Below are 22,041 nucleotides of genomic sequence, written 5' to 3' on the forward strand. Positions count from 1 at the left end.
AAATTCATTATTATTGTCTACAATGAGAAAGTGCAGTATAGAACTATTAGAAACTGTATAAAGTGAAACTATACTCAGTGGAGGGGTGATCTCCCACCTAACTTCTTTGCTCCAGCCGAATTTTGAGGTGGGAGTTTTACTGCCCGCAAATAGCGGGCTAAAACGATTATTAATAGGTTTTTCAGTCTAAAATCGGTACATAGAAAGGAAGCACTATGGAGGAACTACAACAAAATAAATCTGCTTTAGAAGGAAGCGGAAAACCGTTATTAAAAAATACGAACTTCCTTTTTCTTTGGGCAGCTACTCTCTTTTCGAGTTTTGCTTTAGCCTTTTTTACTTTTTCACAAACATGGTACATAGCAAAAACATTAAACCTTGAGGCTTCACTCGGTATTGTTTTCGTGGCTCTTAGTGTTCCAAGGCTCATCTTTATGATTATCGGCGGAGCATTAGCTGATAAATTCCCGAAAAAAAATATTATGTTTTACTCTAATATTATTCGCGCTATTCTTGTCGCAACTATTCTCACCTGGTTCATCGTCGGTGATGTAACACTATATACATTTGCTTTGTTCGCTTTGTTCTTCGGACTTGCTGACGCTTTCTTCTGGTCAGCAGATGGATCTATTCTGCCTGAACTTGTAGAAAAAAGCCGTTTAACACAAGCAAATTCACTTACTCAAATGACAAACCAAGCATCTGTCATTTTAGGACCTGTACTTGGCGGTATTCTCATTAAATTTACGAACTATGAAACAATTTTTTCAATTACAATCCTGCTACTCATTATCGCTGCAATACTCGTTCAAAAAATACAATTTACCATACCCGAAAAAAATGAAACAGATAAAGGCATGTTTACTTCTATTAAAGAGGGAATTTCATATGTAAAAGAATCACCATTTCTTTCAACTTTCCTCATATGTAGCGCCTTTTTAAACTTATTTTTAATCGGCCCAATGCAAGTAGGCTTCCCGCTCTTCGTCAAAAACGTTCTGCACGGTGATTCACTTCAGTTTAGTTACTTAGAAGCGTCTGTTGGCGGCGGGATGGCGATAGGAGCTGTCATTGTTGGATTAAAAAACATTAACCGCAGACGTGGTCTATTTTGTATTATCATGATGCTACTGTCTGGTATATTCTTCCTAACCATTAACTTTAGCACCGTACTTTGGCAAGCGTTATTAGCCGGAATGTTTTACGGTATTACAATTGCGATGGCTATCGTTCCACTTATGGCAATGATTCAATCAACAGTAAAAGAAGAGATGATGGGACGCGTTATGAGTTTACTCATGCTTTCATCGATGGGATTCATTCCGCTCTCTTACGCATTTACATCGCTTGCACTTGGGATCGGCATTCCAATTGTAACGGTTATGAAAAGCGGTGCAATCGCTGTTATCGTCTTTGTACTATTTGTAGCAATTCGTGTTCCAGTTGTAAGAAAGTTCGATTAGCTACTTAGAGTCATGTATTATACGCATGACTCTTTTTTAAATGGATCGAATAACGGTATTCCCTTACTTCTCCTTAATGCCGCTCCCCACTCTAATCCAATTTCTAAAAATAAATCTCGCATCGTACTATACAACAGTGCTCCAACATCTTTACGAATTTCTCCGTACTTATACGCTCTCACAACACTTTTCACCCTCCAAATTAAATTTCCACGCACTTCTTCATCAGCTAATATTCCCTCTAATACAGCACCTTGTTCTAGTAATCCGCTCTTTTTATAAGCAAGTTCCACCTTACTCCAAAATATATTAATCTTCTTCGGATTACTCGTCATCGGTATGAGCGCGTATATAAAAGGCTTCGGTATATCGTGACGACAATACGTTTCATCAAGCTCGTACGTTACTTTTCTTTTCTCTTTTATTTGTGGAATGTTTTTAGAAAGAATTGTTTCTCCCGCGCGTTTTTGCTCATTTCCACTACAGCCATCTGCACGATCATCACTTTCACATGCGGACATCTTCATACGGTCATCCATGCGGTCAATCGCAGATTTAAGAAATACATATAAGTTTGCACTATATCCGCCGCGCTTATATCTTTCCTTTGTCGCAACACGCTTTATAATTCCAAGCTCCTCTAACTTCGCAATCGAGCGGCGTACCGTACGAATACTCTTTCCAACATTTGTAGCAATTGTCTCCATTAACGGACAAGCAACACCAACTGTTTCGTTCTTCTCATTAACCGCATATTTCCCTAAAAAATGAATAACTAAAGAATCAGTCTTATTTAGTTGAAACTGATAACATTTAAAAACTTTTTTTTGATGTGCATTAAACTCTTCTTTACTTCGAAATTCACTGTATGGTTTCATTAAATTATATAAGCTTCCCATTTTTATCACCTCATTTATAAGTAAGAGGCAGGAAGAGAAATTGGCGTGATAGTTAATATTTTTTATTGGAGATGACAATATGATCGTAATTAGCGCTTGTTTAGGTGGTATCGCCTGTCGGTATGACGGCAACGATAATCTCGTTTCAAAAATAGAAGAGTTATTACAAAGGGAAGACACCATCCTCGTTTGTCCTGAAGTATTAGGAGGATTATCAACGCCTCGTCCTTCAGCTGAAATTATTGGTGGGAATGGCGATGACGTTTTGGACGGAAAAACGAAAGTAATGACAAAAGCTGGAGAAGATGTTACAGAAGCTTTCGTGAGCGGTGCTTATAAAGCTCTAGAACAAATTAAAGATTTACATCCAGAATATATTATTTTAAAAGAACGTAGTCCATCTTGTGGTAGTTCCACTATTTACACTGGAGAATTTAATGGAAATAAGCAAACTGGTTATGGAGTGACAACAGCGCTATTCCGGAGACATGGATTTACAGTAATTTCTGAAGAAGAATTTGAAAACAACAAAAGGAATTGACCCTGTTCGTCAATTCCTTTTTTCTGTCTTATTTCACACCTAATTTTTCTTTCACTTTCGCAGGAAGTTCATCCTTTTTCACTTCTTCCCAAGCTGTTACGCCTTTCTTATCTGAATGGAATACACGTAAGAATGCTTCCTTGCGAAGATTTTTCACAGCTGTAAATTCTAATTCTTTTTCTTTACCTTCTTTATCAAAGGCAGGTAACTTATACTCGAATGATTTATGCGGCTGACCGCCATCAGCTTTTTCATTCTTCTCAATTCCATCAGTTGTAATTTGAACGTAGTACTCATCTTTACCCATACGGTTTAAATCACAGCCAACTAAAAGGCTTGCAAATACAACTAAAATGCTAAAAAGTGCAATATATCTTTTCATTTCCTTCACCTCATATGTTTTTTCTTATATTCTTATCTTAAAGCCTGGGCTTTAAAGAAGAAATTCAAAAACATGACATGAACATTACACTTTTGTAAGATAGTAAAAATCCGTATGTACAACCGTTCAAATATAATTATTTCTTCACTCTAGAAATTGGCCTTCCCCTTCATGTATCCTCTTTAGCCTTCTTCTTGCATATATTCACTATCTTTGTCCTGCTCTTTTTCTTTTTAACGGCAAAAGAAAAGACCTTCCTAACGATTTGATTTCATCGCTAAGAAGGTCTTTTTATGCAACCTACCCATTCATTCCATTTAGAATAACGGAATGAAAAAACCTAGCACTCTTCCGGCTTACCAGCATTCGACGCTGTACGGAAAGATGATCCACATCCACATGATGCGATCGCATTTGGATTGTCGATTGTGAATCCACCGCCAAGCATAGATTGTTTATAGTCAACTTTCACTCCCTTTACAATCGGAGCACTTTCTTTATCGATAACAAATTCAACACCGAAAAACTCAAGAACTGTGTCGTCTTCCTTTGGTTCTACTTCAAATCCTAAGCCGTAAGAAAGACCACTACATCCGCCGCCATGTACAGCAAGGCGCACGTACTTCTCTCCATCTTCAGCATCTTTTAACATATCTTTAATTTGAAAAGCTGCTTGTTCTGTTACTTCAATCATGAAATACACCATCCTTTCTGTTCTCATTCTATTATACATCTTTACGCTTCTATCTTGTACTCATACACTCCGCGGCAAATTATTTCCGCAGGTCCTTTCATTAATACATTTCCTTCTTCTGTCCATGCGATCATTAAGTCGCCGCCTGCTAAGTGAACTGTAATTTCTTTATCGTGTTCCATTTTTCCATTTAGAATTGCCGCGACGACAGCTGCGCATGCTCCTGTCCCGCAAGCTTGTGTTACACCAGATCCACGTTCCCAAACGCGGAAATTCATCTCTTCATCATTCAAAATCTCGATGAATTCAACATTCACTCGCTCTGGGAACATTTCATGCGTCTCAAGAACTGGTCCTAACGTTGTAAGGGGCGCTTTTTCTACATCATCAACAAAAATAACCGCGTGCGGATTCCCCATTGAAACAGCTGTAAATGCATAACGGTGATTATTGTATAAGAAGTTTTCACGAATAAATGGTGTTTCTCCTTCACCAAGCATCGGTATCTCTTCACGTGTTAAACGAGGTGCCCCCATGTCGATTTTCGCTAATGTAACTTTGTCATCTTCTACCGTTACTTCTGCCGTAACAATACCAGCTAACGTTTCAATTGTGAAAACTTTACCTTCTACTAGTTTATGCTCATACGCATATTTCGCTACGCAGCGTAAACCATTTCCACAGCTCTTTCCTTCTGAACCATCATTATTAAACATGCGCATTTTTACTGGTGCCACGTCAGAAGGACAAATTAAAATCATTCCATCTGCACCAATACCAGTATTAATATTTGAAACCTTTTCCGCTACAAGTGCTAAATCTTCTTCTCTAATTTGTTCCTCAAACATATTTACATATATATAACTATTTCCAAGACCATGCATTTTTGTAAAAGAAAATTGGCTCATTTTTATTCACTCCAAAAATAATTTATTATTTCAAGTATAAAATGCATGCTTTTAGAACACAATATGAATGTCCCCCCTTTCTCATATTTGACAGTATTTTGGCAATAAGCCGTTCTTACACAAATCGCGTAAGAAAAAAGCCCTTCTAAAAGGGCCTTTTTTTTTCGAAATAAACACTCCTAATAAAGTGAAGGCTTTTACGGGCAGCCTTACTGCCCGCGAATAGCGGGATAAATGAAAAAAGAAAAACGTTGCCTGTTTGCAACGCTTTAAAACATTGGATTTTCATCCATATAATCATATACATTATTTACAAGTTCTTCTACTGTTGCACCTTGTACAACTTCACCATTTACAAGTGCAAATGGACCTTCAAAACAGATGCCACAATATCCTAAACAACCATATTCCATTACGTCTAAATTAGGATCTTTTTCTAATTTTTCTAAAGCTGCTTGCGAACCGCTTGCAAGGTTACCTACACAAAATTCGATTAATGGTTTAATCAAAACTCTCCCCCCTGTATCTCTAAACAAATTACCATTTACTTTAGCAAGTATGAAGCGCATACCTAATTTGCGAAACGGGTAAGTAACCCTCTCTACTTATTACCATTCCACTTTATTTATAAGAAGAAAACTAAGCTGTTTCTTGTTGTTTTCGTTATATATTCTAAACTATTTAGTTACTTCACTATTTCACTTCACAATAGATAGTATTCTTTATATAACATACTACTCATAATGAAATAGTAAATAGTAACTAGAAAATGAAAACAGTTTATTTTACTTTTCTTCTTATTGTACAACAGAGTATTCATTCATGCATTGTTATTTGTTCACAAATTCGATATAATTTGATTGAGTAAAGTCGAAATATTTTATTAATATAAAATTGTATGATTAGGGGATATTTCAACAGAAAAGGGGTAATCCATCATGAAACACCTCGTAATACTGGGTGGCGGCTACGGTGGAATGAGAATTCTGCAGCGGCTACTTCCGAGCAACCAACTTCCAGATGATGTACAAGTGACATTAATCGACAAAGTACCATATCATTGCTTCAAAACTGAATATTATGCATTAGTGGCAGGTACAATTTCAGAAACGCATATTCGCATACCGTTTCCTGAACACCCACGTCTTAATATTCAATACGGCACAATCACAAATATTGATCTTGAGACGAAAGCCGTTCATCTCGATGGCGGTGAAACAATCCAATATGATGATTTAATTATCGGTCTTGGCTGTGAAGATAAATATCATAACGTTCCTGGGGCGAAGGAATATACACATAGCCTACAATCAATTGAACAAACACGTAAGACATATGAACAATTAAATAGCCTAGAACCGAATGCAACAGTAGCTGTCGTTGGTGCTGGTTTAAGCGGCGTTGAAGTGGCAAGCGAACTTCGTGAGAGTCGTTCAGATTTAAAAATCTATTTATTTGATAGAAAAGATAGAATTTTATTCCCATATCCAGAGAAATTAAGTAGATACGTAGAAGAATGGTTTGTAAAACATAAAGTTACCATTATACGAAACTCTAACATTACAAAAGTGGAACCAAACATTGTATACAACCATGATGAACCACTTGAATGTGATGCAATCGTCTGGACAGCTGGTATTCAAGCAAATGAAGTTGTTCGAAATCTTCCAGTTGAACAAGATGGTAGCGGACGGGTTGTTTTAACAAAATATCACAATATTCCAAATAATGAGCACGTTTATGTTGTAGGAGATTGTGCAGCACTTCCACATGCACCATCTGCTCAACTTGCTGAAGGTCAAGGAGAACAAATTGTCCAAATATTATTAAAACGTTGGAATAATGAACCACTTCCTGATGAACTGCCTGTTATTAAATTAAAAGGTGTTCTCGGTTCTCTCGGCAAAAAACACGGATTTGGTTTACTAGCAAACCAACCATTAATGGGACGTGTACCGAGATTATTAAAATCCGGTCTTCTTTGGATGTACAAATATCATAACGGTTAATACTTTAAAGGCTGTCTACTATGTAGGCAGCCTTTTTCTATTCATTTTTTTAAAAAATAACTTTCTCAATATAGATTTATAAAATTTTTTATTTTAATATTAAAAATTATTGATGAAAAGTGTATGCTATATGTAATAGTTATTTTATTTAGGACCGAATACGTTCGGTCTTATTTTTTATGCTTTGAATACTACACATAATAGGAGGCATTTCATTTCACTTATGAACTTAGCAAAACTAAATAATCGAATAGAAGTGAAAAAGAAAGAATTAATCCACCTTGTTGAAAAATATGGATTTGCTCACGATAAAGTCATTTCTCTCAGTCAAGACTTAGATCGTTTGCTAAACTTATTAACGAAGCTAACTACTTCCGTCTCAAGACGATCTAATCCTACAAACAAAGAAAAGAGATGTTCCCTCTGAATAGACTTTACTTTTCTATTTTTCTCTCTTTTTGATACGATATAACTAGAATCAGAAAGGAGCAATTTATGTTTATATTAAAAGACATCATATATAAAGATATTCTACACATTCCTTATTTACAGATTCAAAAAGAAAAAACAACTTGTATTATTGGTGAAAGTGGTAGTGGTAAAAGCACATTACTTCGTATGCTAAACGATTTACAATCGCCAACATCTGGCACAATTGAATATAACGGAAAATCTATTTTAGATTACCCTCCCATTCAATTACGCCGTGAAGTTGTCATGCTCGGACAAACTCCGCCTATTTTTGATGGAACAATTAAAGATAATTTATTAATGGGACTTCGATTTTCTGAAAAGCCATTTCCAAATGACGATGCCCTGCGAGGCGCATTAACGACTGTTAGCCTGGATAAAAAATTAGAAGATAACGCCTCTTCTTTATCAGGTGGCGAAAAACAAAGACTTGCTTTCGCTCGCATTATACTAATGGATCCGCCCGTCTATTTATTAGATGAACCAACTTCGGCACTAGATGGTGATACAGAACGCCGCGTTATGAAAGAATTCACTCTACTCGCAAGAGAAAAGAAAAAAACAGTTATCTTCATTACACACTCACAACAACTTCCAGAAGAAATTGCAGACGATATTATTGAAATTAGTAAAACAAACGGTGCAACTAGAAAGGAAGTGCTATCAATTGAAGGGCGTTATTGAATTACAAATTTGGCAACTTGCAGCTGCATATATTTTCATCCTTATTTTAATCGGGCTTGTGAAATTAAAAGGAATACCACGTGAGAAACAAATTACAATTGCTACATTACGTATGACGATTCAACTTGTACTAGTCGCCTATGTTCTTACATACATATTTGAAAATAGTAATCCGTTTTATACAATAGCTCTCATTACTTCTATTACTACATTTGCAATTTTTAATATTTATAAACGAATTAATATTCCAATGTCAAAAGAATTAAAACGAGTAGCCGCCCTCTCCATGATTGCTGGATCAATCGGCCCTCTTCTACTATTTATCTTTGTCATTATCGGGCACGATCCTTGGTATGCTCCGCAATATATCGTTCCTATTGCCGGCATGCTAATCGGTAACGCTATGACAGGTATTTGCCTCGGGGCAAATACCTTTTTAAGCAGTATGAAATCACAAAGAGATCATATCGAAGGTGCACTTATGCTCGGCGCAACACCGAAAGAAGCAGCTGCTCCGCTCATTCGGGATGCTTTCGATTCTGCTATTTTACCAACAATTAATTCTATGGTCGGAATGGGAATTATAAGTCTTCCCGGCATGATGACAGGACAAATTTTATCCGGTGTATCACCATTTACAGCTATTCAATATCAAATTGCGATTATACTTGGCATTTCTGGAAGTACAGCTTTCTCTGTTATTATCTTCTTACAGCTTGGGTATAAAACGTTCTTTAATAAAAGGTGTCAGTTGAAAGAGGTTGAAGCACAATCATAAAAAAGACGCTCTGCAAGTTACTTACAGAGCGTCTTTTTTCTTTGCTAATCTTACGCCTTCTTAACGAACTGTGATTTTAACTTCATAGCTCCGAAACCGTCGATTTTGCAATCGATATCGTGATCTCCCTCAACTAGACGGATACTCTTTACTTTCGTACCAATCTTCACAACTGAAGAAGTTCCTTTTACTTTTAAATCTTTAATTACAGTAACAGCATCGCCATCTTGAAGAACGTTTCCGTTCGCATCTTTTACAACTTTTGCACCATCATTATTTTCAGCTTCCGCTTCTTGGCCCCACTCATGGGCACATTCTGGACATACGAAAAGAGCGCCATCCTCATACGTATATTCTGAATTACATTTTGGACAATTTGGTAAAGTAGCCATAAATTCATTTCCTCCGTTCATTATTTATACGTAAAAATCACTTATGATGTTTACATGTCGATAAATAAAATTTGTATAGCATTTCTTTATACTGCCACAGTCTCACGTTATTGACAAGCCTACCTCAAATTCTCATTTTTTATTGTATTTTACAAAATTTCAAGTAGTATGCCGCACCCCTACCATTATGTTACAGATTCTTCTTTTCCAAATAAACGAGTTCTCTCTAGAAACCCCAACTATTTTCTTCAATGTAAATTTGATACTCTTCTGCTTCTTCTTCACTTAACTTCTTATTGTTTTCATATACTTCTTGCCATTCAAAATAATCTTCACTGAAATAAATAGCAAATTTAATTTTCACTTTTTTCTTCTCTGTATAGTCATAACCAGTAAACTCTACTACGTCATAATCTTTTTCTTTCTTTACAAACTTCCAAGTTGGATTATCCGTCATAACCTCTAAAGTAAACCCTTCATCACTTGAACGAACAACATTTTTTATATTTGGTTCAGTTGGTAAAAAGGAGAGGCCGAACGTGGCTCCACCAAATACTACCCCTACTATAACTTGTAAACCAATCATACCAACAAAACTAGCGCCACCCTTTGATTGTAAGTAATACGCCTTCTCATGATCAGGCATATCTTCTGCCTTATGTAAAATACGAACAGCGTGCTTATAATATAAACGGTTTCCTTGCCATCCAGTAAATATCATAACTCCTAAATGAAGAACTAAATTTAAAGATAAATAAATTCCATCTGAAATATCTATAAAAGGAGGTACAACTATACTAGGTACCGACAATAATGTAAGTATAATAAACAACTTATACATTTTTCGATAAGCTAGCCAAAAATATGGGAAGAAAAAGGCTACCCAATTCCATGTATTTCCTTGCGCTGGATTTTCTACTTTGCCCCATTTAAAGTCATAATAAGCTGTATTCTTTTGAACAACTTTATGTAACTCTTGCGGAGAAATTGTTTCTTGTAAAACAGTGTCTTTCACGTACATCATCCTTCTCTTATTTCTATATAAATTTTATTGTAAAGAAATAAAACAAAGTAATCTAACAAAAAGTAGTTATATTTCATAAAATTGAACGAAAATCGAATATATTCCGACAATTACCTGTTTCTTATTTCATTTTACTTTTAAATATATTAAAATACTTATGAATGATGCATTTAATACACTAAGTTAAACATTTTACATATTTTATAACAAAAAATGTTTCACATGAAACTTCCCATATTTCGTATTATTTTTCTATCATTTTCGATTAGGTTCAAATGTGGGCTTCATATGAAAAAACTAGTAGAAAACAAAATTTGTTTTCTACTAGTTTTTTATCACAGTTCTACATATTTAGTCCCCTTTTATATCCTCCCTACGACTCCCAAGTAATATTCATTTCTTCAAACGACTCTTTACTCACTTCCAACCCTTCGCTATCATTTGTTCCAATCATCGCTACCTCCTCTTTAGACAACAAAATTTCCTCGTTTGGATTTTGGATTTTTCTCTCATAGACTAATTGTAAAAGATCTATTTGCGCCTCTGTCATTTCATACTCTTCTTCCAATCTTTCAATTGCAGATTCCGTATCAAGTAATGGGATTTCTAATAAGAATCCACCGTTCTCTTCCATCTCTTCAAATGAATCGATTGAATATGCACCGTTATCATCAATCCAAAATGCTGTCGTAATGAAAGGCACTGTTTCCCCCTCTACCTCTTCTAGTAAGTATTGGAGTGCTTCCTCTTTAGCAATGTCTACTACTTCCGAAGGCGCCCCTTCAAAATAATTTGCCGCATCAATCCACTCGTCAATTCGCTCACTATTCACATCTTGAAGACATACGATTGTGTACTTCGGATGAAAGGTAATTGTACCTCTTCCGCCTTGACTATCTTGCACACTATAGTTAAAACCATCCCACGAACTTTCATGTGAGAAATCAGGAGCATGTGCTACAAAAATTGCATCTGCAATCGATCTTAAAATACATCCTTTCCATAGTTGTTCTTTACTTATATGAAAGTTATATTTACTCATTCTCTTCCCCCGCATATATATGTTTTTGAATATTATCTTTCGACTTCTCATTCCTTGTAAAGTACTTTTTCATTATCTAAAAATAGTAAAAGCATCCTTTATATGAAGGATGCTTTTACTATCCACCTACCACTTCTCCCTGCACTCTTCAATCACACTAAGTAAATACCGCTTCGTCATATCAGCCCGTCTCCAACTAGAGAGCTTTCGCTTTTCCTTTGGATTATGCCGTATTCGCTCTACTTCTCTTAATAAAGGCTCCCACTTATGAGAGTAAAGTTCCAACATGTATTGCAATCCTCTATCTTTTGAAACGATTGTTTTATGATCTAACGTATATAAAATACGTCCCATCGTAACGACAGCTGATTCTACCCATTCTTCTATGAAAAATAAATAAGGACGCTTCGCTTTTTCAAGCCAGTAATGTTCTACGTTATATTTCATTGTATTTACTACATCGTCCCATCTTATTTGAAAGGGAAGGTCTTCTGCTTCTTTCCCGACAACTGTAATGCCTTGGTTTTTCAATGTCCACCATGTTACCGCGTTAATATCCCAATGACCAATATCAGCCTTACCATCTGCACAATACACGTACTCATTGATTTCATGATTGTATTTCCCTAAGTCATCAAGCGGAATATACATACCATCCATTCTTTTACCCAACGTACTTTTCCTAAGTTTTTTATGCAGCTCTATAATTTGCTGTTTTTCAGCTTTATTCACGGAATCACTTATTACCGTAACAAAATCCACATCGCTCGTTTCTATATGAAATGCTCCTAGCGCGATTGATCCGTAAATGTATACCCCGACTATTTTTTCATCCGAAAAAATTTCTTTTAATTCTACTATGTACTGCTCCATTAACTGTTTCACTTCTCCTGGTAAAGCATGTTTTATTCCATTCTCCACGTCGATCCCTCCAATAAAAAAAGCCTTCGCAAATTCGCAAAGGCTTCCTGATTTATAAATATTTCTCGATTTCTTCGTAAACATCCTTCAAACGAGGATTTCCTTCTCCAACAATTTCTCCATTTACAAGAACGACTGGATAAAATAAATCTTCCTCCACTACTCGCTCTGCGAATGTTTTTTTATCTTCATCTTCTTGTTCTTCTTGAAAATCAATATACTCAAACTTAAATTTATTTTCTTGTCCTTCATATTTACGACCAATCGCCGCTTGTAACCACTCAAACGTTTCTGTTGAAGATGGCATTCCAACGCAGCTCGCACAAATTACTTTCGTCCCATACACTTGAACATTAACCATTTCTTCTCCCCCACTTCTCGTTCTAACAGTATATTCAGATGTCTTATTGCATAAGCACATCATTTTACAAACTTATTCCATACCCCTATACTGAAAAAACACGTTGTATACATGATAAAATATTTCGACAATAAAACAAGAACAGAAAAAATAGATTTTCCCCTCTATCTTGATTATAATAAAACTGATGAAAGGAGTCGATAAAAATGGAAAACCCACATATGCAAGAACAAGTATTAGAAGTATTAGATAAATTACGTCCATTCTTACTTCGCGATGGCGGAGACGTTGAATTAGTAGACATTGAAGAAGGTATCGTAAAACTACGCCTTATGGGTGCATGCGGAAGCTGCCCAAGTTCTACAATCACACTAAAAGCTGGTATCGAACGCGCACTACTTGAAGAAGTACCAGGCGTTATTGAAGTAGAACAAGTATTTTAATTTAAAAGCGGAAGCGGCTCATTCAGAACAGAAGGTCATTGGAGCTCCTGACGAAGAGGCGCTTTTTGCCTCACAGGAAGGCGCGAAATGGCCGACTGTTCTAGCCGCTGGAGCTAGATAACATCTAAAAGCGGAAGCGGCTCGTTCAAAATGTGAGGGGGATGGAGCTTCTGACATAGAGGCGCTTTTTGCCTCGGCGGAAGAAGCGAAGCCACCGAACATTTTAGCCGCTGGAGCTAGACATTATCTAAAAGCAGAAGCGGCTCGTTCAAAGCTACTTCTAAAAAAAGAGACCATATTTGGTCTCTTTTTTTGTACGCAAACAAAACATACTCCCCTACACTATTAACATCATAAAACAAAATTGGAAATCCTTCTCAAAAAATGCGATAATTAATATATAGTGAATCGTTCACACATATAAAGCGAAAAACATAGGGGGGACGACGTATGCCAAAAATAGGGAGTACTTTTGTAACAATTCAAGAATTAGAACAGAAAAAAGAATATTTATTAAGTCTTTCACCCGTTATACCGACATGGAATACGAGCTATCAATTTTTATTTAAAGAAATACAACAAGAATTATTAAAAAAGGTAAATGAAAAAATTGAAAGACACCACATTATTTTAACTATATGTACAGATCAAAAAGTAGGAGCATAGCTTCTTATTATATAAAGATAGACACGGGTATCTTTTGTGGTATAAAAAAGAGACCTCAATTGGCCTCTTTTTTATACTTTTAAGATAGCCAATCTAATTTCCTAATGCCTAACTTATCAACTGGTAAACGAAATGACTCGTAAAAATGATTCATAAATTGCTCAGTGCGCTTCACATCATGTAAAATAATTTCTAAACGAGCTCTATATATGCCTTTTTGTTCTTCGTTTCCTGTTTGATAGTATCGTTCAACCGTTTCAAAGTAGTGAAGCGGGAACAGAAGCCTTGCGAATAATAAGCGCCAACCAAATGAAGAGAGCGAATAATTACGTTCATAATCTGTAATGAATTGAACTACCGTTTGCTCCCAATCTTTCTTTTTCTCTATCATCATATAGCGAATACATTCTGCTATATCCCTACTTGGGTGATCATATACCCAATCAAAAGGAAGTTTTAAGCGCTTCGTTTGATGCCATAATAGAGGTGTAAATCGTTCTTGGCAAATTGTTGCTGCGTCAGTTATTTGTGGTGTATCGTCCATTTCTGTATCGACAACATATTGAATTGCATTTTCTGCAACTCCTAAGTAATACGGGAAGGATTCAATAAACAATTGATCGAATACGTCTGAAGGATGATTCATCACTTGCGATTGCCAAAACCTTTCTAATTGGTCGAGCCTTTTTTCCCATAATGCTTTCCATTCGCCAATGCGGCTTAATTGCTCAACTTCTTCTGGAAAGAATGCACCACGTTTATGGAAGATAGAAAGCTCACTTCCTAATGATGTAGCATGTCGCTCTAACATACGCATACCTTTTAATAAGCAGTAATTTTTTTCTTCTATCTCACTTACATGGTAGCCGTGTATAGTCGGAACGAAAGTCGCAACAGTTATATCCCCTTGCTGGTTCATATAATCACTGAGCTTTTTCATCTCTACAAGTACTTCTTCCTCCATTTCTCCAATTGGAACAAGTACATAAATTTTGTTGCGAATCCAAAAGCTTTTATAGGGGCCAAGGGGGATTAATTCTTTAACATGCATGTGATAATGCTCATAAATATGCTGAATCATCGCAGTCGCCACCTATGGTTTTTCTTTATATATATGAGCTTGTGCTCGCCTTTCATTCCTATGCACATGATAAAGCAACGAAACGTATACAAATACTAAAAAGAAAAAAAGGTGATAAACATGAAAGACTCAAATCAACTACAAGAAAGAGCATTACAACTATTACAAGAACGCGGTGTAACAATTGACGATATTGCTGAACTTGTTCATTTTCTTCAAAAGAAATACCATTCAAATTTAGAGATGTCAGAATGTCGCTATAACGTTGAGCGTGTACTATCAAAACGAGAAGTACAAAACGCACTGATTACAGGCATTGAACTTGATGTCCTTGCTGAAAAGGGAATGTTAAGCGCGCCGTTACAAGATATCGTAAAACGCGATGAAGGACTATATGGAATCGATGAAGTCATCGCACTTTCAATCGTTAACGTGTACGGTTCTATCGGTTTCACGAACTTTGGATATATCGATAAGTTAAAACCAGGTATTTTAGAATACTTAAATGATAAATCAACTGGAAAGGTGCACACCTTCCTTGATGATATCGTTGGCGGAATCGCTGCCGCTGCTTCAAGCCGTTTAGCGCACCGTGCTGAGCATTCAGAGTAACGTGTCTAGGCCGTCAGTTTCATACTGACGGCCTTTCATATTCCATAAGCATAAATTCTCTTCCACGGCTCCAAAAAACAGGCCCTACTTGAAATCCAATATTTTTATATAGCCTAATCGCTCTCTTATTGAATGTCGCTACGCTCAGTCGAAACATTTTCGAATTCAATTCCTCAGTAGCAAATGCTATTCCCGCTTGAAAAAATATTTCCCCCATCCCTTTCCCTGTCAAATCCGGCTTCATTCCAAGTCCGATATCTACAACATCTTCTCCCTCATATAAATTGGCATCTCTTCCGCCCGGAACTTGTGCATTTTCTCCAAAACAAAAATAGCCGATAAATTCTCCATTCTCTCCGCAACAACCGTAATACGTCCCATCTAGCAACTCTTCTATTACTTCAGCATCTCCTGAAAAGCTATATAAATTGTACGATTCCTCATACGTCCACATATTTATCTCATTCGCTTCTTCCTCTGTTAATTTATGTATTTCCATTCCTCTCGCTCCTCATCAAATATTCTATATATATTTACTCATTCATTTTTCACATTCACTTTCCCTCTAATTACAATATGCATAATTACATGCGCACACCCATTTAAAAAATGCTAAAATTTATTTGAATCGCTGTTGTTACACTTCTTGATTAAGAAAGACCGTTAACCGGAAAATTAACGTCTTATCAAATTCAAGCAATTGGCACATGTTGTCATCATGAAAGACACTCGAAAGAGTGTCTTTTTTTCTATACCTGAGAAGGACCTGCTCATTTACAAAATAAATGCATAAATTAATATAACTCTTAAACACATTATTCCCTTTCTATATGTTGCGGCGTTCGTTGCGACAGATTCGGATAATAAAAAGCACTCCAGCCAGAGTGCTTTTTACTTTCAAACAAGGAGGTTACATATATGGATAGTACTCTTGTATTTAACTTTGGTATCGGTATTGTCATCATTTTATTCGTCTTCTTTGTACTTTGTATGAGCGGAGTATAGTAATCTTTTATGCTGATAACTCCTTTAAAGTGTCACTCAATTTAAACTTTCTTAATTGTAATGAAGCAATCATTGCTGCTCCTGCTCCGAGTATAATGCTAGCTAGTGCCAATATTAAAACTTGATTATACGGAATGATAATAACCGTTAACTCTAAGCTTGATAACACAATATAACTAAATACAATTCCACCTAAAACCCCAATACAACCAGCTATCGCTCCAAGTAAAGTGCCCTCTAATAAAACAATCCGTCTCATTTGCTTCGGAATAGCTCCTACCGCACGAATCATACTAATTTCAGCACGTCTTTCATGTAAACTTGCAACAATTGCATTCATTAGTCCTATACCTGAAATAATAAAAACGATTACAACTAATAAGCGAATTAACATCATCATTTGCGATAATAACTGCTCCTGCTCCTTCAATAAATCGTAGCTGTTAATAACCTCTACGTTATCTTTATTATTTGTAATTTGTTTTACTTGTTTCTTAATCTCTTCAAATGATTGATTAGAATTTGTCATAATTTGAATCGCTTCATATCCTTGTACATGAAACTTATCTCGGGCCCATTGTTCATTCACAAAAATATCTGATCCTCTTAGCCTTAATCCTTGCTCAATAATCGAAACGACTTTAATCGTTTGTTTTTCTTTCCCTTTCCCTTGTACTTCAATCGTATCATGTAACTGAATCCCTAAATTTTTAGCCGTTTCTTTCGTAACGACTCCTTCACCATCTTGTAATGGCTTATTTAAATTTTGCCCTGAAATCACTTTTGCCTTCGTTACTTTCTGATACGCTACAATATCATTACCTATAACTTCCATTGAGTCATAGTTAAGATTATTTTTTTTCACATGTTCATACCATTCTTGATTAGCTTTTTTAAAGTCATAATTTATAAGTTTTGCTGTGAAATCAGTAGCATTCCCTACACTTGCTTCTACACCGGCAACTTTTTTAATCTTCTCCATCCAACTAAACGGTAGAACCTCAATTCCTTGCGACTCCATCGGTACACGTACTACTAAATCCGCTGGTAAATGCTTTTGTAATCCTTTCTTCGTACCTTCATACATAGAGTTTACATACATTGTTCCAACAAGTGCTAACATAAAACCAAATGCTAATATAGCAACAGACACAGCTGCCTTATTCCGATAACGAATTACATTCCGGCTACTAATCGTCGTTTCAATTCGTAATATCATTTGAAACGGTTTTGCAATCACTGGTGCTATCATACGAATAAATAACGGAATCGCAAATAACAAACCAACTGCAAATAAAAGTGCTCCAATCGCACTTGGATTAAAACCGATATACTGTTCTAATACGTTACCTGCTAGTCCAATAACAGTACCAACAATTAAAATACTAAGGCTAAAAGCACTCCATCTCTTTTCTTTTTTCTCATTACTAGGAAGACCTGGCCGAAGTGCTTGAACTGGTGGAATCTTTCTAACCATGAAAGCTGGTATAATGGCACCTATGATAGACATAACAATCCCTAGTAAAAACGTAATGAATAAAATCTCACCTGAAATCGAGAATGATGCTTTCCCTGCACCCTCAATATTCACCCATTTGTTAATAAATGATGCTGCAATTGTTTGCGTACCTGCTCCAAGAAGGACCCCTGCTAGTGATCCGATTGCCCCAATACATAAAGCCTCTAATAAAACGACTAATATAATTTGATTTGGATTACTACCAAGTGCACGTAATAATGCCCATTGCTTAAATCGACTTCTGACAGATAAGAAGAAACTTCCCATTATTAAAAGGGCTACAACAAATAAGGCAATACCACCTAAACTAAAAATCAATGGCTTCATTACATTTAGTCGTTCAAATGCCTTATCTACATAAGTACGTTGGTCCACCTTTATATTTTCAATCTTTTTATGTACATCAAAAGCAATTGCTTTTTTCACATTTACATCTTGTACTTTCACTTGAACGAGATTGAATTGATTTGGTAAATTTAATTCTTTTTGAAGCCAATGGATTGGAAAATAAGCACTATGCCCCATTGACGCCATTAACGGTGGATTTAAAATACCGACAACTTTCACAGCCTTTTCACCATGCGGCGGGAATGGTAGTTTAATCATATCTCCTACTCGTATATTTTCACGGTCTGTATACCCTTTTGTCAGTGCTACTTCAGCCCCTTCTTTCGGATATCGACCTTCTAATATTTTATAAGAATGCATTTCTGGAGAATCTTGCTCAACACCCCAATAGGATGGCTTTCCCGATAACTCTTTATAATTTGGAAAAGGATAAGGTATAAGTACTTTCGATATTTTTTCAGCATTTTCTAAGCCATCTATTCCTTTTAAACTTTCATTATTTAAATACATATCATTTTTTATATAGCCAAATTGTAAATTATAATCTCCATACCGACTTACCACTTGTTCTTTCACACTTTGCTCTACTGATTGATTGCCTAGTAATAACATCGTCGCTAACATAACACCTAAAGCTGCACCGAGGGCAATCAACATATTTCGCAACCAATTTTGTTTCATCGATTTTATCGCATACTTAATTACCCATCGCATCACCTTTACCTCCTACTTTAAAGTGACGATTCATAATCTCTTGAATTTGAGTAACTTGTTGCGGGATATTTCGAAATTTCCATCCTTTACTTTCAGCATGTTCATGAATCACTTCACCATCTAATAAGAAAACGACTTTATCAGCATGGGCCGCTACGAATGGATCATGCGTTACAATGACAGCTGTTTGTCCTAACTCATCACAGGCATTGCGAAGGACCGCGATTATATTTTTGCTATTTTCTGAATCTAATGCCCCTGTTGGTTCATCCGCTAATATAATAGCTGGCTCATTTGCAAAGGCTCTCGCTATCGCAACCCTTTGCTGTTGCCCACCTGATAACTGTGCTGGTAAATGCTTTTCTTTTCCTTTCAATCCAACGAGCTCTAATAAACGATTTGCTGTCACCGTTGCCTTCTTTTGCGAGACATTATCTAACAGTAAAGGCAATCCTACATTTTCCTCCGCACTAAACACTGGAATTAAATTAAACTGTTGAAAAATAAAACCGATTTTATGCCTTCTAAACAAAGCGAGCTCTTTTTCTTTTAATGTTGAAATCTCTGTTCCATCTACTCGTATACTGCCTACTGTTGGAATATCTAATCCACCTAACAGCTGAAGTAAGGTCGTTTTACCCGATCCACTTGCCCCCATAATACAAACAAAATCTCCTTTTTGAATTTGAAGATTAATATCTTTTAAGATTTTTACTTTACTCTCCCCAATATCAAACGATTTTTCTAACCCTTCAATTTCAATAATATTCATCCCGATATCCCCTTCTCTCTCTATTTACCAATCTATATATTCTATCCAAAAATGCAAAATCCCTACTATTTTGTATTTTTTTGTCACATACTAACATTTATATTAACCGGCAGTAAGTGCCCGATTAGTGTGAGCAAATAATCAGTGCGGGATGGACACCCCCACCGATTAAAATTTCACTTTATTTCTCACGTCAGAAAAATTGACTCTCGTAAAAAAAGTAACCATAATAGTTACACGAATATATAAAAACTATTCACATATCCACAATTAGGAGGAAGAACAATGAAACATGTAATCGTTTATGCACACCCGAATACAGAAAGCTTCAATCATGCAATTTTAGAAACTGTAAAAAGTGAATTAGAAGGAAAAGGTCATGAAGTACGCGTTCGTGATTTATACGAATTAAACTTCAATCCAGTATTAGGTGCTTCCGATTTCATCTCATTTTCCCAAGGAAATACACCAGAAGATATTAAAGAAGAACAAGCGCATATCTCTTGGGCTGATAGTATTACATTCATTTATCCCGTTTGGTGGGCTGGTCTTCCTGCTATTTTAAAAGGATACGTTGACCGTGTATTTAGCCACGGCTTCGCTTATGCTTACAGTGAGAATGGTATTGAAAAGTTATTAAGCGGAAAAAAAGGATTGTTATTATCTACGATGGGAAATTCGAAAGAAGTATACACAGCAGGCGGTATGTTTGATGCAATGAAGAAAACAGCGGATGTTGGTATTTTTGAATTTACAGGCATTGAAACAATTGAGCATACATTCTATACAAGTGTTCCTTCTGTGGATGACAGTGTGCGTAAACAATATCTTGAAGAAGTTAAAGACGTTGTGAATCGTGCATTTTAATAAAAAACTCCGGTTATAACAACCGGAGTTTTTTATTTCATCATCAATTTCGGAATATATCTTTGAAGTATACTTTCTAATTCATTCATATCTTCCTGTCTAATAAGTAAATTTACATTGTCATTCATTTTTTCTCGCCCGCGATATAAAAATATATTTTCTTTTGGATTTTCCCATGTTGATGTTTTATAGCCTTTTAATTCTTCGTATGAATAAAAGTTCAATCCGTCTATTACACCTTTTTCATATATTTGTATACTTTTAATAAGATGGATAGCTATTAAAGTCATAAAACAACTTGCTACAGCATGAATACCTAACTGAACGAGAAACTGTTCAACTGTACCAATATCACCACTTATGTACTGAGCATATATATACATACATTGCCCGATGAAGTACGCTGGTCCAAGTAATGCAATCCAACGTCGCTTCACCCGAGGATATGTTGCAATAAGTTTTCCCACGCTTTTTTTCATTTCATTTATTTTATATATCTTCCATAGAACAAAGAATAAAACACATAATGTAAAAATAAACATAATACATGACATCCAGTACACTCTTATTCCCCCTTTGCATCATTACATATAAATTTTACATTTTACATCCCTATAGTACATATGCAATTGTGCATAAAAAAACAGGCAACCGCTCCGGTTACCTGCATTTCATTACATCTTCTCAATCCACTCCGTCAAGTTATGCACAACTTGCGTCGGTTGTACTTCATATTCTGTTAACTTCTCCACAGTTGTTACTCCAGTGTGGACAATAAGGGTATGCATACCAGCATTTATCCCCGCTAAAATATCTGTATCGTAGTTATCCCCAACCATTAATGCTTCTTTTTTTTCTATGCCAAGCACTTTTAACGCTTGTTCCATAATGATTGATTCTGGTTTTCCAATAAAGATTGGATCCACACCTGTTGATACTGCTACAACTGATGTTAATGAACCGTTACCCGGTAATAATCCGCGCTCGGTCGGAATCGCGATATCCCCATTTGTTGAAATAAACGTTGCACCGTTACGCACAGCAAGACATGCTTTTGCTAACTTTTCATATGTGATATCGCGATCTAAACCAACAACGACGAAATCAGGATTTTCATCCACAATTTCAAATCCTTTTTCCACAAGAGCAGCGTGTAAGCCCTCTTCACCAATCATATATACAGTTGCATCTTGTTTGCGCTCATAAATAAAGTTCGCTGTAGCCATGCTCGTTGTGAATACTTGCTCCGCTTTCGCTGGAATATCGAAACGAACAAGTTTTTCTGCAACTTGTTCTGGTTTACGAGTTGAGTTATTTGTAACGAATAAATATGGAATACCACGTTCTCCTAATGCTTTTACGAAGTCGCTTGCTTCTTCAATTTGTTCTTCTCCGCGATACATCGTACCGTCTAAGTCAATTAAATAACCTTTATACATCTATTT

The 22,041-nt window shown here is 36.0% G+C and carries 26 protein-coding genes; 10 read left to right on the forward strand and 16 right to left on the reverse strand.

Features of this window, described 5'->3' with window-relative positions:
* Positions 1-215 precede the first annotated feature (215 nt).
* The gene (locus EXW56_RS23665; RefSeq protein ID WP_215597009.1) at positions 216-1,463 is read left to right on the forward strand and encodes an MFS transporter; all 1,248 of its coding nucleotides are present in this window, start codon (positions 216-218) and stop codon (positions 1,461-1,463) included.
* 17 nt (positions 1,464-1,480) lie between these two features.
* On the opposite strand, the gene EXW56_RS23670 is transcribed toward EXW56_RS23665, so the two are convergent.
* Positions 1,481-2,362 carry a helix-turn-helix domain-containing protein gene (locus EXW56_RS23670; protein ID WP_002198975.1) on the reverse strand — a complete coding sequence of 294 codons (882 nt, stop codon included), beginning with the start codon at positions 2,360-2,362 and terminating at the stop codon, positions 1,481-1,483.
* Positions 2,363-2,441: 79 nt separating this feature from the next.
* Here EXW56_RS23670 and EXW56_RS23675 point away from each other — a divergent pair, with 79 nt between their 5' ends.
* Positions 2,442-2,903, forward strand: a complete 462-nt coding sequence (locus EXW56_RS23675) for a 2-thiouracil desulfurase family protein (protein ID WP_002198974.1) — start codon at positions 2,442-2,444, stop codon at positions 2,901-2,903.
* 28 nt (positions 2,904-2,931) lie between these two features.
* On the opposite strand, the gene EXW56_RS23680 is transcribed toward EXW56_RS23675, so the two are convergent.
* The 4 genes from EXW56_RS23680 to EXW56_RS23695 all read right to left on the reverse strand — a co-directional run bounded on the left by EXW56_RS23680 (position 2,932) and on the right by EXW56_RS23695 (position 5,396).
* Complete coding sequence (locus EXW56_RS23680; RefSeq protein WP_002198973.1) at positions 2,932-3,285, reverse strand: YxeA family protein; 354 nt, start codon at positions 3,283-3,285, stop codon at positions 2,932-2,934.
* A 340-nt stretch (positions 3,286-3,625) separates the two neighbouring features.
* Positions 3,626-3,979 carry a HesB/IscA family protein gene (locus EXW56_RS23685; protein WP_000573823.1) on the reverse strand — a complete coding sequence of 118 codons (354 nt, stop codon included), beginning with the start codon at positions 3,977-3,979 and terminating at the stop codon, positions 3,626-3,628.
* 41 nt (positions 3,980-4,020) lie between these two features.
* Positions 4,021-4,887, reverse strand: a complete 867-nt coding sequence (gene dapF / locus EXW56_RS23690) for a diaminopimelate epimerase (RefSeq protein WP_002145090.1) — start codon at positions 4,885-4,887, stop codon at positions 4,021-4,023.
* A 269-nt stretch (positions 4,888-5,156) separates the two neighbouring features.
* A complete protein-coding gene (locus tag EXW56_RS23695; RefSeq protein ID WP_002015892.1) occupies positions 5,157-5,396 on the reverse strand; it encodes a YuzB family protein in 240 nt (79 codons plus the stop codon).
* 429 nt (positions 5,397-5,825) lie between these two features.
* Here EXW56_RS23695 and EXW56_RS23700 point away from each other — a divergent pair, with 429 nt between their 5' ends.
* From EXW56_RS23700 to EXW56_RS23715, 4 genes are all read left to right on the forward strand, one after another.
* Positions 5,826-6,896 carry an NAD(P)/FAD-dependent oxidoreductase gene (locus EXW56_RS23700; protein ID WP_002198972.1) on the forward strand — a complete coding sequence of 357 codons (1,071 nt, stop codon included), beginning with the start codon at positions 5,826-5,828 and terminating at the stop codon, positions 6,894-6,896.
* 223 nt (positions 6,897-7,119) lie between these two features.
* A complete protein-coding gene (locus EXW56_RS23705; RefSeq protein WP_033716666.1) occupies positions 7,120-7,323 on the forward strand; it encodes an aspartyl-phosphate phosphatase Spo0E family protein in 204 nt (67 codons plus the stop codon).
* Positions 7,324-7,391: 68 nt separating this feature from the next.
* Positions 7,392-8,051, forward strand: coding sequence for an ABC transporter ATP-binding protein (locus EXW56_RS23710; RefSeq protein WP_002198971.1), 660 nt, complete (start codon positions 7,392-7,394; stop codon positions 8,049-8,051).
* A complete protein-coding gene (locus EXW56_RS23715) occupies positions 8,035-8,829 on the forward strand; it encodes an ABC transporter permease (protein WP_002198970.1) in 795 nt (264 codons plus the stop codon). The genes EXW56_RS23710 and EXW56_RS23715 overlap by 17 nt, the downstream gene beginning before the upstream one ends.
* Before the next feature lie 50 nt (positions 8,830-8,879).
* Here EXW56_RS23715 and phnA read toward each other — a convergent pair whose 3' ends face one another.
* From phnA to EXW56_RS23740, 5 genes are all read right to left on the reverse strand, one after another.
* A complete protein-coding gene (phnA, locus tag EXW56_RS23720) occupies positions 8,880-9,221 on the reverse strand; it encodes an alkylphosphonate utilization operon protein PhnA (protein WP_002112620.1) in 342 nt (113 codons plus the stop codon).
* A 226-nt stretch (positions 9,222-9,447) separates the two neighbouring features.
* Positions 9,448-10,242: a DUF2628 domain-containing protein gene (locus tag EXW56_RS23725; RefSeq protein ID WP_033716665.1), complete on the reverse strand. Its 795-nt coding sequence runs from the start codon at positions 10,240-10,242 to the stop codon at positions 9,448-9,450.
* 376 nt (positions 10,243-10,618) lie between these two features.
* Positions 10,619-11,287: a hypothetical protein gene (locus EXW56_RS23730; protein WP_002198968.1), complete on the reverse strand. Its 669-nt coding sequence runs from the start codon at positions 11,285-11,287 to the stop codon at positions 10,619-10,621.
* Positions 11,288-11,413: 126 nt separating this feature from the next.
* Complete coding sequence (locus EXW56_RS23735) at positions 11,414-12,208, reverse strand: nucleotidyltransferase domain-containing protein (protein WP_215597010.1); 795 nt, start codon at positions 12,206-12,208, stop codon at positions 11,414-11,416.
* A 52-nt stretch (positions 12,209-12,260) separates the two neighbouring features.
* Complete coding sequence (locus tag EXW56_RS23740; protein ID WP_002198966.1) at positions 12,261-12,569, reverse strand: YuzD family protein; 309 nt, start codon at positions 12,567-12,569, stop codon at positions 12,261-12,263.
* A 206-nt stretch (positions 12,570-12,775) separates the two neighbouring features.
* Here EXW56_RS23740 and EXW56_RS23745 point away from each other — a divergent pair, with 206 nt between their 5' ends.
* Positions 12,776-13,012, forward strand: coding sequence for a NifU family protein (locus tag EXW56_RS23745; protein WP_000431159.1), 237 nt, complete (start codon positions 12,776-12,778; stop codon positions 13,010-13,012).
* Between the two features lie 450 nt (positions 13,013-13,462).
* Positions 13,463-13,678, forward strand: a complete 216-nt coding sequence (locus EXW56_RS23750; RefSeq protein ID WP_002068096.1) for a hypothetical protein — start codon at positions 13,463-13,465, stop codon at positions 13,676-13,678.
* Positions 13,679-13,757: 79 nt separating this feature from the next.
* Here EXW56_RS23750 and yutH read toward each other — a convergent pair whose 3' ends face one another.
* Complete coding sequence (yutH, locus tag EXW56_RS23755) at positions 13,758-14,759, reverse strand: spore coat putative kinase YutH (protein WP_002198965.1); 1,002 nt, start codon at positions 14,757-14,759, stop codon at positions 13,758-13,760.
* Positions 14,760-14,879: 120 nt separating this feature from the next.
* On the opposite strand from yutH, the gene EXW56_RS23760 reads away from it, so the two are divergent.
* Complete coding sequence (locus EXW56_RS23760) at positions 14,880-15,371, forward strand: phosphatidylglycerophosphatase A family protein (protein ID WP_002068093.1); 492 nt, start codon at positions 14,880-14,882, stop codon at positions 15,369-15,371.
* Positions 15,372-15,390: 19 nt separating this feature from the next.
* On the opposite strand, the gene EXW56_RS23765 is transcribed toward EXW56_RS23760, so the two are convergent.
* The 3 genes from EXW56_RS23765 to EXW56_RS23775 all read right to left on the reverse strand — a co-directional run bounded on the left by EXW56_RS23765 (position 15,391) and on the right by EXW56_RS23775 (position 19,729).
* A complete protein-coding gene (locus EXW56_RS23765) occupies positions 15,391-15,870 on the reverse strand; it encodes a GNAT family N-acetyltransferase (RefSeq protein ID WP_215597011.1) in 480 nt (159 codons plus the stop codon).
* A 513-nt stretch (positions 15,871-16,383) separates the two neighbouring features.
* Positions 16,384-18,957 carry an FtsX-like permease family protein gene (locus tag EXW56_RS23770; RefSeq protein WP_215597012.1) on the reverse strand — a complete coding sequence of 858 codons (2,574 nt, stop codon included), beginning with the start codon at positions 18,955-18,957 and terminating at the stop codon, positions 16,384-16,386.
* Positions 18,941-19,729 (reverse strand): ABC transporter ATP-binding protein, encoded by a 789-nt coding sequence (locus tag EXW56_RS23775; protein WP_215597013.1) that lies wholly within the window; start codon positions 19,727-19,729, stop codon positions 18,941-18,943. The genes EXW56_RS23770 and EXW56_RS23775 overlap by 17 nt, the downstream gene beginning before the upstream one ends.
* A 285-nt stretch (positions 19,730-20,014) precedes the next feature.
* Between EXW56_RS23775 and EXW56_RS23780 the strand changes: the two genes are divergently transcribed.
* A complete protein-coding gene (locus EXW56_RS23780; protein WP_215597014.1) occupies positions 20,015-20,596 on the forward strand; it encodes an NAD(P)H-dependent oxidoreductase in 582 nt (193 codons plus the stop codon).
* 32 nt (positions 20,597-20,628) lie between these two features.
* On the opposite strand, the gene EXW56_RS23785 is transcribed toward EXW56_RS23780, so the two are convergent.
* Both EXW56_RS23785 and EXW56_RS23790 read right to left on the reverse strand, forming a co-directional pair.
* Positions 20,629-21,159, reverse strand: a complete 531-nt coding sequence (locus EXW56_RS23785) for an iron ABC transporter substrate-binding protein (RefSeq protein WP_215597015.1) — start codon at positions 21,157-21,159, stop codon at positions 20,629-20,631.
* Between the two features lie 111 nt (positions 21,160-21,270).
* The gene (locus EXW56_RS23790; RefSeq protein ID WP_002198959.1) at positions 21,271-22,035 is read right to left on the reverse strand and encodes a TIGR01457 family HAD-type hydrolase; all 765 of its coding nucleotides are present in this window, start codon (positions 22,033-22,035) and stop codon (positions 21,271-21,273) included.
* Between the last annotated feature and the right edge of the window lie 6 nt (positions 22,036-22,041).

Origin of the sequence: Bacillus mycoides (assembly GCF_018742245.1) — a bacterium.
In the GTDB taxonomy this organism is placed as follows: Bacteria; Bacillota; Bacilli; order Bacillales; family Bacillaceae_G; genus Bacillus_A; species Bacillus_A cereus_U.

Excerpts from the sequence above, each read along its gene's own strand:
- EXW56_RS23665 (WP_215597009.1), top strand. The coding sequence starts at position 216 with ATGGAGGAACTACAACAAAATAAATCTGCTTTAGAAGGAAGCGGAAAA.
- EXW56_RS23670 (WP_002198975.1), bottom strand. The coding sequence starts at position 2,362 with ATGGGAAGCTTATATAATTTAATGAAACCATACAGTGAATTTCGAAGT.
- EXW56_RS23675 (WP_002198974.1), top strand. The coding sequence starts at position 2,442 with ATGATCGTAATTAGCGCTTGTTTAGGTGGTATCGCCTGTCGGTATGAC.
- EXW56_RS23680 (WP_002198973.1), bottom strand. The coding sequence starts at position 3,285 with ATGAAAAGATATATTGCACTTTTTAGCATTTTAGTTGTATTTGCAAGC.
- EXW56_RS23685 (WP_000573823.1), bottom strand. The coding sequence starts at position 3,979 with ATGATTGAAGTAACAGAACAAGCAGCTTTTCAAATTAAAGATATGTTA.
- dapF (WP_002145090.1), bottom strand. The coding sequence starts at position 4,887 with ATGAGCCAATTTTCTTTTACAAAAATGCATGGTCTTGGAAATAGTTAT.
- EXW56_RS23700 (WP_002198972.1), top strand. The coding sequence starts at position 5,826 with ATGAAACACCTCGTAATACTGGGTGGCGGCTACGGTGGAATGAGAATT.
- EXW56_RS23705 (WP_033716666.1), top strand. The coding sequence starts at position 7,120 with ATGAACTTAGCAAAACTAAATAATCGAATAGAAGTGAAAAAGAAAGAA.
- EXW56_RS23710 (WP_002198971.1), top strand. The coding sequence starts at position 7,392 with ATGTTTATATTAAAAGACATCATATATAAAGATATTCTACACATTCCT.
- phnA (WP_002112620.1), bottom strand. The coding sequence starts at position 9,221 with ATGGCTACTTTACCAAATTGTCCAAAATGTAATTCAGAATATACGTAT.
- EXW56_RS23725 (WP_033716665.1), bottom strand. The coding sequence starts at position 10,242 with ATGTACGTGAAAGACACTGTTTTACAAGAAACAATTTCTCCGCAAGAG.
- EXW56_RS23730 (WP_002198968.1), bottom strand. The coding sequence starts at position 11,287 with ATGAGTAAATATAACTTTCATATAAGTAAAGAACAACTATGGAAAGGA.
- EXW56_RS23740 (WP_002198966.1), bottom strand. The coding sequence starts at position 12,569 with ATGGTTAATGTTCAAGTGTATGGGACGAAAGTAATTTGTGCGAGCTGC.
- EXW56_RS23745 (WP_000431159.1), top strand. The coding sequence starts at position 12,776 with ATGGAAAACCCACATATGCAAGAACAAGTATTAGAAGTATTAGATAAA.
- EXW56_RS23750 (WP_002068096.1), top strand. The coding sequence starts at position 13,463 with ATGCCAAAAATAGGGAGTACTTTTGTAACAATTCAAGAATTAGAACAG.
- yutH (WP_002198965.1), bottom strand. The coding sequence starts at position 14,759 with ATGATTCAGCATATTTATGAGCATTATCACATGCATGTTAAAGAATTA.
- EXW56_RS23760 (WP_002068093.1), top strand. The coding sequence starts at position 14,880 with ATGAAAGACTCAAATCAACTACAAGAAAGAGCATTACAACTATTACAA.
- EXW56_RS23765 (WP_215597011.1), bottom strand. The coding sequence starts at position 15,870 with ATGGAAATACATAAATTAACAGAGGAAGAAGCGAATGAGATAAATATG.
- EXW56_RS23770 (WP_215597012.1), bottom strand. The coding sequence starts at position 18,957 with ATGCGATGGGTAATTAAGTATGCGATAAAATCGATGAAACAAAATTGG.
- EXW56_RS23775 (WP_215597013.1), bottom strand. The coding sequence starts at position 19,729 with ATGAATATTATTGAAATTGAAGGGTTAGAAAAATCGTTTGATATTGGG.
- EXW56_RS23780 (WP_215597014.1), top strand. The coding sequence starts at position 20,015 with ATGAAACATGTAATCGTTTATGCACACCCGAATACAGAAAGCTTCAAT.
- EXW56_RS23790 (WP_002198959.1), bottom strand. The coding sequence starts at position 22,035 with ATGTATAAAGGTTATTTAATTGACTTAGACGGTACGATGTATCGCGGA.